10 protein-coding genes are annotated in these 12,968 nt (G+C 65.7%); 3 read left to right on the top strand and 7 right to left on the bottom strand.

All coding sequences use genetic code 11. The annotated features are described in order from the left end of the window. Positions 1-24 precede the first annotated feature (24 nt). From KA712_03050 to KA712_03040, 3 genes are all read right to left on the bottom strand, one after another. A complete protein-coding gene (locus tag KA712_03050; protein ID MCG5051914.1) occupies positions 25-1,926 on the bottom strand; it encodes a type IIA DNA topoisomerase subunit B in 1,902 nt (633 codons plus the stop codon). Further along, the gene (parC, locus tag KA712_03045) at positions 1,926-4,334 is read right to left on the bottom strand and encodes a DNA topoisomerase IV subunit A (GenBank protein MCG5051913.1); all 2,409 of its coding nucleotides are present in this window, start codon (positions 4,332-4,334) and stop codon (positions 1,926-1,928) included. The genes KA712_03050 and parC overlap by 1 nt, the downstream gene beginning before the upstream one ends. Positions 4,335-4,477: 143 nt before the next feature. Then, the gene (locus KA712_03040; GenBank protein ID MCG5051912.1) at positions 4,478-5,236 is read right to left on the bottom strand and encodes a DUF882 domain-containing protein; all 759 of its coding nucleotides are present in this window, start codon (positions 5,234-5,236) and stop codon (positions 4,478-4,480) included. Positions 5,237-5,513: 277 nt separating this feature from the next. Here KA712_03040 and lspA point away from each other — a divergent pair, with 277 nt between their 5' ends. Further along, positions 5,514-6,035, top strand: coding sequence for a signal peptidase II (gene lspA, locus KA712_03035; protein ID MCG5051911.1), 522 nt, complete (start codon positions 5,514-5,516; stop codon positions 6,033-6,035). 24 nt (positions 6,036-6,059) lie between these two features. Further along, positions 6,060-7,028: a prolipoprotein diacylglyceryl transferase gene (locus KA712_03030; GenBank protein ID MCG5051910.1), complete on the top strand. Its 969-nt coding sequence runs from the start codon at positions 6,060-6,062 to the stop codon at positions 7,026-7,028. 9 nt (positions 7,029-7,037) lie between these two features. On the opposite strand, the gene KA712_03025 is transcribed toward KA712_03030, so the two are convergent. The 4 genes from KA712_03025 to KA712_03010 are packed head-to-tail and all read right to left on the bottom strand — an operon-like array spanning position 7,038 to position 11,209. Beyond that, positions 7,038-8,351 (bottom strand): anthranilate synthase component I family protein, encoded by a 1,314-nt coding sequence (locus KA712_03025; protein ID MCG5051909.1) that lies wholly within the window; start codon positions 8,349-8,351, stop codon positions 7,038-7,040. Further along, on the bottom strand, positions 8,348-8,911 hold the full coding sequence (pgsA, locus tag KA712_03020) for a CDP-diacylglycerol--glycerol-3-phosphate 3-phosphatidyltransferase (protein MCG5051908.1): 564 nt from the start codon (positions 8,909-8,911) through the stop codon (positions 8,348-8,350). Before pgsA ends, KA712_03025 begins: the two co-directional genes overlap by 4 nt. After that, the gene (locus tag KA712_03015; GenBank protein MCG5051907.1) at positions 8,865-10,310 is read right to left on the bottom strand and encodes an AIM24 family protein; all 1,446 of its coding nucleotides are present in this window, start codon (positions 10,308-10,310) and stop codon (positions 8,865-8,867) included. Before KA712_03015 ends, pgsA begins: the two co-directional genes overlap by 47 nt. After that, entirely contained in the window at positions 10,307-11,209 is a 903-nt protein-coding gene (locus KA712_03010; GenBank protein ID MCG5051906.1) for a lytic transglycosylase domain-containing protein, read from the bottom strand. Before KA712_03010 ends, KA712_03015 begins: the two co-directional genes overlap by 4 nt. A gap of 40 nt (positions 11,210-11,249) precedes the next feature. Between KA712_03010 and nadB the strand changes: the two genes are divergently transcribed. Next, positions 11,250-12,962, top strand: coding sequence for an L-aspartate oxidase (gene nadB / locus KA712_03005; GenBank protein MCG5051905.1), 1,713 nt, complete (start codon positions 11,250-11,252; stop codon positions 12,960-12,962). Positions 12,963-12,968: the final 6 nt, after the last annotated feature.

The raw sequence follows: 12,968 nt of genomic DNA, 5'->3' as shown, positions 1-12,968 counted from the left end.
AACCGGCAGAGGCCCGGTCTTCGTCTAAAGGTCGATCTCGGCTTGTTCCGCGCGCTCCATGATGAAGCGAAAGCGGGCCTCCACGTCCTTGCCCATTAGATCCGTGAGCACACGATCCGTTTCCTCCACATCGGCGATGTTGACACGCAGGAGGCGGCGCGAGTTGACGTCCAACGTGGTGCGCTTTAGCTCCTCGGGCTGCATTTCGCCCAACCCTTTGAAGCGCATGATCTCGGGGCGCGCGTTGGCGGGAAGCTTCTTCACGATCCGGTCGCGATCCGCCTCATCGAGAGCCCAGTAGGTGTTTTTGCCGTGGTCCACCCGAAAAAGCGGGGGCTGGGCCAGGTACACGAAGCCCTGCTCCATGAGCGGCCGCAAGTGACGGTAGAAGAACGTAAGTAGCAACGTGGAGATGTGGTTCCCGTCGGAATCAGCGTCCATCAAGAACACGATCTTGTGGTAACGGAGCCGTTCGACGTTGAAGTCCTTGCCCACGCCGCAGCCGAGGGCGCTGATCACGTCCTGCAGCTCCTTGTTGGACAGGACCTTCTGAAGGGATGCTTGTTCCGCATTCAGCACTTTGCCTCGCAGAGGCAAGATGGCCTGGTACTTTCGCTCTCGCCCTTGTTTGGCAGAGCCCCCTGCGGAGTCACCTTCGACGATGAAGAGCTCGCTCTCGGCCGGGTTCGTCGACTGACAGTCGGCCAGCTTGCCCGGCAGATTCAGCCGGTGTGAGATCGCCGTCTTGCGCGACACCGCCTGCGACGCCGCGCGGGACGCTTCGCGCGCCTTGGCGGCCAAGGCGATGCGCTCGATGATCGAGGCGCCGGAGCTTCGGTTCTCGAGAAGAAACGTCTCGAGGGCCGGACGCACGGCCGAGTCCACGAGCCCCTGGGCCTCGGGGGTGCCCAGGCGTTCCTTGGTTTGCCCCTGAAACTGAGGCTCCTGGATGTAGATAGACAGCACCGCCACGATGCCTTCGCGGATGTCTTCAGCGGTGACGTTCACGCCTTTGGGCGTGAGGTTGGCGCGCTCCATGAAGGTCCGCACAGCCTTCACGATGGCCGCACGCAAGCCTTGCTCGTGGCTGCCGCCCTGGGTGGTTGGCACGCCATTGACGTAGGAGCGAATCGTTTCCTCGGGGGCCTCCGTCCACTGCAGCGCCACCTCGATGCCAAGCGGCTCGTCTTTTTGCAGATAGAACACCTGAGGCGCCGTGGGTGACTTGGCCCGGTCCTTGACCACCTTCGCCAAAAAGTCGGCGATTCCCCCCTCGTGCTCGAACGTCTCGGTGGTGCCCGCCGCCTCGTCTTTGAAGACGATCTTGAGGCCCTTGTGAAGGTAAGTCTTGGCGTCGAGGCGGAACCGAATGGTGTCGGAGCTAAACGACTGATCGCCGAAGATCACCGCATCGGGCCGAAAGAAGATCGTGGTGCCCGTGCCGCGGGTGGTGCCGGTCTTCGTCAGTTTCGAGGTGGGCTTGCCCTGTTCGTAGGTCTGCTGCCACTCGAAGCCGTCTCGCTTGATGGTGGCTACCAGGTCCTTCGAAAGCGCGTTCACCACGGACGACCCCACGCCGTGGAGGCCACCCGAGTACTTGTACTGACCCGACGAGAACTTGCCGCCCGCATGCAGCGTGGTCAGCACCAACTCGAGTGCCGATTTGTTGTAGGGCTTCTTGATCTCGACGGGAATGCCGCGACCGTTGTCCGAAACGGTGATCGACTTTAGGTCCTTGTGAAGCGTCACCACGATCTGGTTGGCATGCCCATTGATGGCCTCGTCGACGCTGTTGTCCACCACCTCCCAGAGCAAATGGTGGAAACCTTTGTTGTCCGTGCCGCCGATGTACATACCCGGCCGCTTGCGGACGGGCTCGAGGCCTTCGAGGACTTGGATGTCGTCGGCTGTATAGGATTTTGCCATCAGTTCACCAGAACGTCGTCACCATCGGCCGAGAGCACACGCGCGATCTTGGTGCGCTTCCCAATCGCCCGACCCTTGCTGCCGCGACTGACCACCTCGTCGTGGCCCGGACCCACTTTGTGAATCTTGCCGCCGTCCGTCTCGGCGCGAACGATGGTGTCGGCGTCCTGCGCGCCCAGGCCGAAGCCCACGACCTGGTCATCGTCTTCGAGCTTGATCACCGTCACCCCACGGCCGGGGCCCGCGAGCTCGGTGACCTCGTCGGCCGCGCACAGCAAGGTGCGAGAGTCGCGCGTGACCACCGCCAGCACGTCCTTCTTCGCCACGGTCATCACGCCCACGATCTCGTCACCGTCAGCAAGCTTCGCAAAGCGGCGCCCCGAACGGGTGGACAGCTCGCGGTGGGTGTCCAGGCTGAAGCGCAGCCCGAAGCCGCCCTTGCTCATGGCCAACGCCAGGGTGCCCATCTTGATCGATTTTTCGGACAGGTTGAGGGCCCCCACCACGCGCTCACCGTCGCGGAAGTTGAACAGCTTCTGGATGGGCTCCCCGTAGCCCGTCGACGCGGGCACGTCGTTCACGCGCATCACGTAGCAGCTGCCCGCGTTGGTGAAGATGCCCAGCGGCTCCTTCGTCGAGGCTCTGACCACGGCCAAGACCGCGTCGCCGTCGCGCACCCGCGTCTGCGACGGATCTTTGAGCTCACGTACCCGCTTGAGCCAACCGTCGCGCGTGAGCACCACGGTCACATCCTCATCGACGATGAAGGCGTCGGCCGAGAACTCCAGCTCTTCGGCGCCGGCGCCGCCCACACGCGTACGTCGCTTCTCGCCATACTTCTTGGCGATCGCCTCGAGCTCTTCCCTGATCACCCGCCACAGCCGCTTTTTGTCGCGAAGAATGGCGCGGATCTCCTTCGCTCGTTCTTGCTTCTCGCGCAGCTCCTCGACGATCAGCTTGATTTCGAGCTTCGCGAGCTTGTAGAGCTTCAGCTCCAGGATGGCTTCGGTCTGATCGGCGTCGAGCGGAAAGCGGTTCATCAGCTTCGCAGCCGCGTCGGTCTTGCCCTCCGACTTTCGGATGATCTGAATCGCCTCATCGAGCAGGTCGAAAACGATCCGAAAGCCTTCGAGAAGGTGAATGCGTTTCTCGAGCGCCTTGAGCTCGTACTCGAAACGCTTGGTCACCACCTCCTCGCGGTAGACCAAGAATTCTTCCAGGATGCTCTTGAGGTTGAGCCTCATCGGGCCGCAGATCTCGCGGTTCTGCGTGGGCACGAGGCACGTCATGTTGACGTGAAAGGCGAGTTCCATGGGAGTGTTTTTGTACAGGTAGGCCATGACCAACGCCGGATCCGCCCCCGGTTTTACCTCGAGCACCACACGCACGTCCGAGGTCGACTCGTCACGCACGTCGACCAGCATGGGCAGCTTTTTGTTGATGATGATCTCGGCGATCTTCTCGACCAACGTGGACTTCGTCACGTTGTAAGGGATCGACGTGATCACCAGCTGTGACTTCCCTCCCTTCTGCTCTTCGAGCTCCCATTCGCCCCGAATGCGGATGGGGCCCTGGCCACTCTCGTAGATCTCCCGCAACTCGGAGCGCGCGTTCGTCACGAGGCCACCCGTGGGAAAGTCAGGCCCCTTGATGTGCTTGAGCAGGTCCTTGGTTTCGAGGTTGCGGTTGTCGGCCAGCGCGATGGCGGCGGCGCAGAGCTCGCCCAGGTTGTGGGGGGGGATGTTGGTGGCCATGCCCACCGCGATGCCCGTGCAGCCGTTCGCGAGCAGCTGAGGTAGACGGGCCGGCAGCACGATCGGCTCTTCGAGAGATCCGTCGTAGTTGGGACGAAAGTCCACTGTGCCCTGACGCAGCTCCTCGAGCATCTCCATGGCCAGCGCGGCAAGGCGCGCTTCGGTGTAACGCATCGCCGCCGGCGCGTCGCCGTCGATCGAGCCGAAGTTGCCGTGGCCCTCGACCAGCGTATAGCGGAGCGAAAAATCCTGGGCCATGCGCACCAGCGCGTCGTAGGCCGCCGTATCGCCATGCGGATGGTACTTGCCCAACACCTCACCCACGATGGCGGCGCATTTGCGAAACCGCGCGTCGGGGTAAAGGTGCAGGTTGTTGAACATCGCGTACAGGATCCGCCGCTGCACCGGCTTGAGACCGTCGCGTACGTCGGGCAGGGCGCGCGACGTGATCACGCTGATCGCGTAGTTCAGGTAACGCCGCCGCGCCTCGTCGGCAAGAGACGTGTCCTGCGGAGGCTCGCCGCCGCCGCCCTGGCCATCGGCACCGCCGCGGCCGCTGCCGCCCCGGCCCCCCCCTTTCCCTTGTTTCCCGCCCCCGGCTTTCGCGGATTCCTTGGATTCGTCTTCGTCGAGGTCGAGCTGCTTGTTGGCCATGAACCGGGAAATCCCTGGCGGACCCTACGAGAGACCCGAAACCCGGTCAAGAAAAGGGGAAGTGGCCAGAGGGCGTGGCGCGGATAAACGAAGGGCCCGGCGAGACACCGGGCCCCTGGCCACCTTCCCGCCTGCGCCCAAGGCTAGCTGCGCAGCTTGCGGCTCTTCTTGCGCCAGCCGCGGGGAGGACGCTTGTCGGGAGAATCCGGGTCGGATCGGCTGTAATCCACCCAACGGTACGAGGGCGGAGGCCGCACGTCGACGTGCACGAACTCGGAGCGGGGATAAAGCCCGATGCCCATGCCGCCCGCATCCAGCGACTCGACGTAGGCCCGGAGCTTTTTGGGGGGCACGCCCGGCACCCGGACGTCGGAGGCAGAGGCCTTGTAGTGGTAGCTCGTGGTCTTTCGCTGGTTGCGAAACCCCGACAAAAGCTCGATGGGCGCCTCGTAGTGGTCGTAGACGTGAGACAGAACCGTCAGCAAGCGGGGCTCGATGTCCCTCTCGACGTCGGTCCGCTTGCACCGGAACAGGTGCGTGATGGCCTTGAGAGACTCGACGTTGTACGAGCCGTCCTCGTTGTAAATGTTGACCTTCAGCTCCTCGTGCCTCGCGATGTTGACGAGGTGGAGGTTCCCCGAGGGGGGCGGCGGGGGCATAGGCCGGAGCTTCGCGTCGGATACCGCAAAGCCTTCGGCTTTTCCGTGGCGGTGACGACGGCTTTTTCCCCGGCTTTTGCTGCGGCTCCCGCGTGCCTTGCGGGCGCGCTTGTCGGTGCCCGTGGGGGCGCCCGAGTCGTCTAAGCTTTCTCCCCCGGCCTCGTGAGAGTCGGGGGCGGCTTGCACGTCGGTTGCCAGGGGAAGCCCCAGCACCACCGCGAGCGGAATCAACAGCAACCGCATGGCCTATAAGGCTTCGACAGTTTCACCACCAAAGTCAATTCGCTTGTTGCAGGGGCGACCAATATTACAGACAGGAAACAGTCGCACACCGCCGCTGATGTGCGACTGGACACTACCCAGAAACACCAGGGGCCGCTGGCCATGACAACGCATCGCGTAAGTCTGCCCGTCGCCCGGGTGCCCTCCCCTGTGAAGCGCGTGGCCCGAAGGCCGTCGTGCCGCTAGTCTATGGCCCTTCTCGGACCACCTCCCGACCGGCAGCTGCTAGGACATCCCCGTGAGCAAACCCAAGTACCTTTTGTTCTCCGCCCTGGGTCTCGTCACCATTCTGCTCGACCAGTGGACCAAGGCGCTGGCCCGTACACACCTGCGCCCCCTGCGCTTTGGGGAGAAGAAGGTGGTGGTCGAGGGTTTCTTCGACCTGCGTTATTCGGAGAACCCCGGCGTGGCGTTCGGGATGTTCCAGGACTTGCAGGGCGGTCGCGTCATCTTGACCCTCGTGGCCGCCTTCGCGCTCGCGATGGTGGTCGTGTACCTCCGGCGGGCGGACGACCGCCACTATCGCCTGCACGCCGCACTCGGGCTCATCGGCGGGGGCGCCATCGGCAACCTCATCGACCGCATCGCGTACGGCCGGGTCACCGACTTCATCGTCTGGCGTTACCAAAGCTTCGAGTGGCCGGCCTTCAACATCGCCGACGCCGCGCTGGTCGTGGGCGTGGGCCTCATGATCCTCGACATGATCCGCGCACCCAAGCGCCACGTGTCCGAAGGCGCCTCGTCCGACGCGTCTGCTTGAGCGGCTTCGCGCGGGACCCCTTGCATGCGTCCCATCCTCTACGATTTTCACATCGACCTGCCCCTGCTCGGGCCGCTCAACTTTCCGTCCTACTTCACGATGCTCACCCTCAGCTTTCTGCTGGGGTTATGGATGACGGCGCGCGAGGCCCCCCGCCTGGGCCTCGATAAAGACCGCATCACCGACATGAATCTGTGGATCGTGGTGTGGGCGATCGTGGGCGCGCGCGCTCTGCACGTCCTGGCAGACGGGCACCTGATGGACTACGTGAACCTGTGCCTGGACCCCACGCAGGTCAAGGCCCTCGATGCCAAGGTAGCCCTGTGCCACACGAGCGCCGAATGCGGCTACGACTACGTATGCCACCAGGCCACCCGCACCTGTCACCCCCCGCAGGACTGCCTGGCAGCCCTCAAGGTGTGGCGGGGAGGGCTCGCGTTTTACGGAGGGTTCTTGTTCGCGGCCACGTTTGGGCTTTGGTACGCCCACAAACACCGCATGGGCATGGGCAAGGTGGCGGATCTCACGTCCCCCTGGATTGCCTTCGGCCTCGCGCTCACGCGGACAGGCTGTTTTTTGAACGGCTGCTGCTTCGGCAAGGTCACCGACGGACGGTTTGGAGTGCACTTTCCTTTTGGATCTGCGGTCTTCGATCATCAGCGCGGCCTGGGACTCATCGGACCTTACGAAAATCCCTTGCCTGTGCATCCCACCCAGCTTTATCAGGCCGCCCTGAACCTGCTCACTTTCTTCGCGCTCTACTTCGTGGTCAGACGCCGCAAGCGCTTCGATGGTGAGGTGTTCGCGTGGCTGCTCATCCTCAAGGGCGTGTTTCGATCCCTCGTGGAGATCTGGCGTGATGACGACCGGGGGGTGTTCGCCGGTGGCACCGTCTCCACGTCGCAGCTCATCTCGCTGCCGCTCATCGCTGTGGGGATCTATCTGCTCGTGAAGAAGCCGGGAGCCAAGGCCTCGGCATCTGCCCTCACGTGATGTGACGCTTCAGGCGGACGGTTGCCAGAGGCTTGCAAAGGCTTGCGCCTTGATGGCCGTCTCGGCCAGCTCGGCGGCGGGCTCGGAGTCCATGACGATGCCTCCCCCCACCCACAGTCTCAGCACGTCCTGCTCGACCAGGGCCGTCCGGATGGCGATGGCCAGATCCAGATCGCCCGCGGCGCCCAGCCATCCCGTGGCGCCGGTGTAAGGCCCCCGGGCGCGCGGTTCGAGTTCGCTGATGATCTCCATGGCTCGCCGCTTGGGCGCGCCCGTAATCGACCCGCCGGGGAAGGTCGCCCCCAACAAGTCCTCGAAACTCTCGGCCGCGGGCGCCCGCAGCTGCCCTTCCACGGTGGACACCAGGTGATGCACGGTGGGCAAGTGAAGCAGCTCTGCGTGCTGCACCACCCTCACGCTCCCGGTCTGGCAAACGCGCCCCAGGTCGTTGCGCTCGAGGTCCACGATCATGTCGTGCTCGGCCCGGTCCTTCTCCGAGCGGGTGAGCTCGCGCGCCGCCGGATCGGCACTGGCCGCGAGGCCGGCCGTGCGGCGGCGGGTCCCCTTGATGGGACACGTCATCACGGTCCCTTGCGGCGACACGTGCAGGAAGCGCTCGGGCGAATTGCCCACGAGCCCGCGCCCCTGCTCGTCGGGCGACCACCAAAACGCAAAGGGTGCCGGTGCTTGCTCGAAGAGCGCGAGGGCCAGAGCGAGGCCCGTCGTGGTGCCGGCTTCCGCCAGGGGGGCTTCCAGCTCGCGGGCCAGATTGACCTGATACGTGTCTCCTGCGGCCAAATAAGCCTTCACGCGCGCGATCCCTGCGAGATGCGACGCCTCCGGCCATCGTCCCCGCAAGGGCCCCCGCAAAGATGCAGGCACCATCCCGGCAGGCGTGGCAAGCGCAGCCAGCAAGCGATCTGCCGCGGCCGCGTCGACCGCGAAGAGGGTGCCCGGACCGTCATCGGGCAGAGCCAAGACAGCATCGAAGAACCGAAACGAAAATCCGGGCCACCCGCTGGGCTCCTGAGGAGCGTAGCGCCCCTTCACCAGCCGCGCGCCAAGATCGTAGGACAGGTAGCCAAACGCGACGGGCACACCGGCCACCGCCCCGTCGCCCCACGCCGCGCGGGCTCGCGACCAGGCCTCGGTCAGGCGCGCCAGATCCTCGCCGGTTTCGATCGCCGTCGGTTGAGCGCCCAGGAAGTTGATGACCCGCCCGGAGCCAGGCTGGGGCGATCGGGCCCACACCGAAGGGCCAACGGAGGCCAACCGCCGAACCGCTTCATCCAGGCTGAGCGCAGGGGACGGTGCCGCGATCACGACGCCGGCGGCGCCGCTTTGTCCGGCTGCGCACCCACGGCCTTGAAGAAGAACCGGACGTATTCCGCGGCCGACAGCAACGACATCGCGAGGGAGAGGTACATGATCACGAGCCCCGCCTGGTGAAAGTCGATCGGCTTGAGATCGAGCCCCAGCATGGGGTAGCGGAAGTGGATCATCAGCATGACGGTGCCGGCAAACTGAAGAGCGGTTTTGACCTTGCCGCCCTCACTCGCCGCGATGACGAGCCCTTCGGCCGAAGCGATGCTGCGCAGGCCTGTGATGGCGATGTCCCGCGCGATGAGCAACACCACCACCCACGCGGGCATCCGCCCCATGGCCACGAGGTACACCAGCGTGGCGGTCACCATGAGCTTGTCCGCCAGAGGGTCCAGGAACTTGCCGAGCACGCTCACCTGGCCACGGCTGCGGGCGAGGTAGCCATCGAGTCCGTCGCCCGCTGCGGCGAGCAGGTACAAGATGGCGGCGATGAAGCTGCGCAGAGGGCTGAAGTTATCGATGAACAGCAGCACCGCCGGGATCAGGGCTACGCGCCCCATGGTCACGAGGTTGGGCGCGTTCGTCAGTTGGCTGGTCAAGGAGCCCATGCGTACTGACCAATAGCACTCCTTCTCCCTCGCAGGCGACCAATCTGCCCTCTGCTCGACCCGTGGGCCCTGGAATTTCGACGGCGTGCGCCACGACCCGCCCGACCCAGCCGAGCAGGCGGGCGCGTTCGACCCACAAAGAGCGGTCGGCGGGGAGCTTGAACGCGCGGAACCTTTCTTCCCCCACGTCCAACACGGCGCGGCCGTTGCCGCGGAGCTGAAGGAGGGCCAGATCGTCCCCCGGCAGGCGGCCCACCTCCCAGGCGACGTCTTGGTCGAAAGCCACCACGTGCGCCTGGCGCACGTACAGGATGTCCTGCTCGAGCGTGAGCGCCAACAAGCGGGTCGAGGGTCCCATGGGCGCCAACCAGAGCTCTCCCTTGCCTTCGCAGTGCCAAAAGGCGCCGTCGGCCAGGGGCTCCTCGAGCACGCGCCCCCGCGATCGTCGCCGTGCTGTCTGCACCCCCAGCGCACCGGTGGCCGCCAACAATGCGGCGGCCCGTACGTGCGCGTCCCCCTCGACGGCAAAGCGCAGGACCTCGCCCACGAGAGAGCCGAAAGGCGCCGTGAATTCATCTGTAGGTGGCACGTCGAGCAGACGCCCGAGCACGAAGTTCGTGAGCGACGTTCCCGCACGCTCCCCGGTTCCGGTGGGCGGCTCGTCCTCGGCCGCTGCAAAGCCCTCCACCTCGAGAGGCGCCGTCACCGGCTGGCTCGCATCCGCACCAGCCTCGTAGGGCTCGGGGCTGAAAAAACCGCTCTGCCCCCCGCCCTGGGCGGCGGACGCACGGGCAGGACTTTGCCAGGAGGGGACCTTCGCCGGGGGGTGCGCCCCTGCGTCGGGCGGCTCCTCGAGGCGAACGGCCTCGACCTCGCGAGCCAGCTCGTCGTCACCCGCCTTGCGCAAGGCCTCGGCTGCCAGGGCGTTTCTGCCGAGACGCGCGTAGGCGTACCCCAGATAGGTCCAGACCTTCGCAGGAGCCCCTGGCAGCCGGGCAGCGACCTCCAGCTCTGCGACCGCCGCTTCGGCCCAATCCATCTTGAGCGCGATCAACCCCAGCGCCATGCGGACGCCCGCGTCGTCGGGGTTCACGCGAGCCAGCACCTCGTACACCTCGCGGGCCTCGGCATAGCGGCCCTGCTTGAAGCGAACGAGCGCCAACACCTCGAGGCCCCGGGCATCCGTGGGCTTGACGTTCAAGGCGCGGAGCGCTTCCAGCTCGGCCTCGGGCAGGTGCTCGGCCTTCACGAGGGCGGCGACCTGCGCCAGGTGCTCGAGAAACAAAGCATCTTCGGCGGGCTCCGCAGCAAGGCGGGGCGCGTGGGCCAGGGGATCGTGCCCCTCGCTCACGGCGAGCCTTCCCAACGCGCGCCAAGCGCCACTTCGTCTTCGGGTGCTTCTTTTTGGAGGAACTGCTCGAAGCGCGAGAGCACGGTGGCAACGTAGGTACGCGTCGTTTGGTAAGGCGGCATGCCTCCGTACTTGTCCACGGCCCCCGGCCCCGCGTGATAAGCGGAGATCACCTTGACGTTTTCCTCGGGTGAACAGTGAAAAGCAACCTCGGCGCCACCAGCTCCCTTCGTACGGCAGTAACGGCGCGCCAGGATCTGCAGGTAGCGGCAGCCGCCCATGATGTTCTGCCGCGGGTCGAAGGGATCGGACACCCCCATGTCTCGGGCCGTGCCCGGCATGAGCTGCATGAGCCCCATGGCCCCCACGCTGGACACCACGTGCGGATCAAAATCACTTTCGGTCTTGATCACGGCGCGGGCCAAAGCGGGGGGGATACCGTAAAGCGTACGTTGATCCCGAATGTGTTCGTCGTAGCGGCCGTAGCGTTCGGGGGAGCGATCCTGAGCGGGTATACGATCGGTGGTGCCCCGCACGGAAGCCGCCTTGCCAGGCCCCGTCTTGAACAGCACCTTCCAGCGGCCCCCCACGGGGTGCAGGTTCGTGAACTCCACCACGCCATCGGCACGCTCGCGAAACCAAAACGCGCCCGCCCCCTTCGAGGCCGTCCTCACTGCGGCGGGGGGGGGAGCGGCGGTCTCCGCGCGGCCCGCGGGCGCCGGCCTCTCGCGCCAGCCAGAGCCTGCCCGCGGCACGTTCGTGAACTCGACGGTGCCGTCCTGGTTCTCGCGGGTCCACACCCCCGCCTGGCCCCTGGCTTCGTCCCCGAGGGACAGCGCCAAAAGCGATGAAAGAACCAGCGCCGCAAAAAGCGGCCAGTGCGGTCGGACCTGAGGCATCGAGGATAAGGCAGAAGCCGCAGCCGGGCTTCCGGACACCATGCTAGCAGCGTTGCCTGGCGGCCACCACGAATCGGCCTGGCGCCGCTTTCCGCCTCCTACAAACCAGGACGCGCGGCGGCCGCCTCTCCCACGGGGTGAAATTCAAGCTAGATTGTGGGTCTCCGTGGAAACCGACTATCTGGTTTTGGGGTCCGGGCTCGCCGGCCTTTATTTCGCTCTGCAAGCCTCACGGCACGGGCGGGTGGTGGTGGTGACGAAGCGCAGCCCGACCGAGGCCAACACCCGCTACGCCCAGGGCGGCGTGGCCGGAGTGCTGGGCGCCGACGACACCCCCGCCATGCACGTGGCCGACACGCTCACCGTGGGCGAGGGGCTATGCCACAGGGACATCGTGGAGATGTGTGTGGCCGAGGGCCCCGAACACATCTTGAACCTGGCCGACGAGGTGGGTGTACCCTTCGACCGCGGCCAGGACGGGGGCTTTGACCTCGGGCGCGAGGGAGGCCACAGCGCCCGGCGGATCGTGCACGCCCGCGACATGACCGGCGCGGCCATCCAGACCGCGCTCATGGAACGCATTCTCGAGCGCGCAGACCGCATCACGATGCTGTCCGACCACATGGCCGTCGACCTACTGACCACCGCGAAGTACGGCGGTCCGAACGCGGTGTTCGGTGCATACGTGTACGACCAAAGCAGCGGCGAGGTGAAGACCATCGCCGCCAAAGCCGTGGTGTTGGCCACGGGCGGCGCGGGCAAAGCGTACCTCTACACCACCAACCCCGACGTGGCCACCGGCGACGGCGTGGCCATCGCCTACCGGGTCGGCGCCAAGGTGGGCAACATGGAGTTCTTCCAGTTTCACCCCACCTGCCTTTACCACCCGAGCGCAAAGTCCTTTCTCATCAGCGAGGCCTTGCGCGGTGAGGGCGGCATTTTGCGCACGGCGGACGGCACGGCGTTCATGGCGCGCTACCACGACATGAAGGACCTTGCCCCCCGCGACGTGGTGGCCCGCGCGATCGACGCCGAGCTCAAGCGCTCGGGCAACGACTCCGTGTTCCTCGACATGACCCACCTGCCGCCCGAGTTTCTCGAGCAGCGCTTCCCCAACATCTTCAAGCGCTGTCTCGAGCTGGGCATCGACATGCGGCAGGTGCCGATCCCCGTGGTGCCGGCCGCTCACTACAGCTGCGGCGGGGTGGTGGTGGACAGCCATGGCCGCACGAGCGTCAAGAACCTTTACGCGATCGGCGAGGTGGCGATGACGGGCCTACACGGCGCCTGCCGGCTGGCCTCGAACTCGCTCCTCGAAGCCCTCGTGTTCGCCGCCCGGGCCGCCCGGGATGTGGCCACGCTCGAAACCCCCGCGCCAGCCCGCCCCGCGCCCTGGTACGCCGGCGAAGCGCGCTCACCCGACGAGGCGGTGGTGGTGAGCCACAGCTGGGACGAGATCCGACGGCTCATGTGGAACTACGTGGGCATCGTCCGCTCCGACTCACGCCTCGAGCGCGCCGCGCGGCGGCTGGATCTCATCCGCAGCGAGCTGCGGCAGTACTACTGGAACTTCATCGTGACCAGCGACTTTCTCGAGCTACGCAACCTGGCCCTGGTCGCCGATCTCATCGTCGCGTGTGCCCGCCGCCGGCCCGAGAGCCGCGGCTTGCACTACAACATCGATCACCCGGAAAAAGACGAACGCTTCGTGCGAGACACGGTCCTGGCCCGGGGTGACGGGCCCATGAGCTGAACGACG

This window comes from Myxococcales bacterium (genome assembly GCA_022184915.1).
In the GTDB taxonomy this organism is placed as follows: Bacteria; Myxococcota_A; Polyangia; order Fen-1088; family Fen-1088; genus JAGTJU01.
Note: the sequence above shows the minus strand (reverse complement) of the source record. Positions and strands in the feature narration are given on the sequence as shown.

Excerpts from the sequence above, each read along its gene's own strand:
- KA712_03050 (MCG5051914.1), bottom strand. The coding sequence starts at position 1,926 with ATGGCAAAATCCTATACAGCCGACGACATCCAAGTCCTCGAAGGCCTC.
- parC (MCG5051913.1), bottom strand. The coding sequence starts at position 4,334 with ATGGCCAACAAGCAGCTCGACCTCGACGAAGACGAATCCAAGGAATCC.
- KA712_03040 (MCG5051912.1), bottom strand. The coding sequence starts at position 5,236 with ATGCGGTTGCTGTTGATTCCGCTCGCGGTGGTGCTGGGGCTTCCCCTG.
- KA712_03030 (MCG5051910.1), top strand. The coding sequence starts at position 6,060 with ATGCGTCCCATCCTCTACGATTTTCACATCGACCTGCCCCTGCTCGGG.
- pgsA (MCG5051908.1), bottom strand. The coding sequence starts at position 8,911 with ATGGGGCGCGTAGCCCTGATCCCGGCGGTGCTGCTGTTCATCGATAAC.
- KA712_03010 (MCG5051906.1), bottom strand. The coding sequence starts at position 11,209 with ATGCCTCAGGTCCGACCGCACTGGCCGCTTTTTGCGGCGCTGGTTCTT.
- nadB (MCG5051905.1), top strand. The coding sequence starts at position 11,250 with ATGCTAGCAGCGTTGCCTGGCGGCCACCACGAATCGGCCTGGCGCCGC.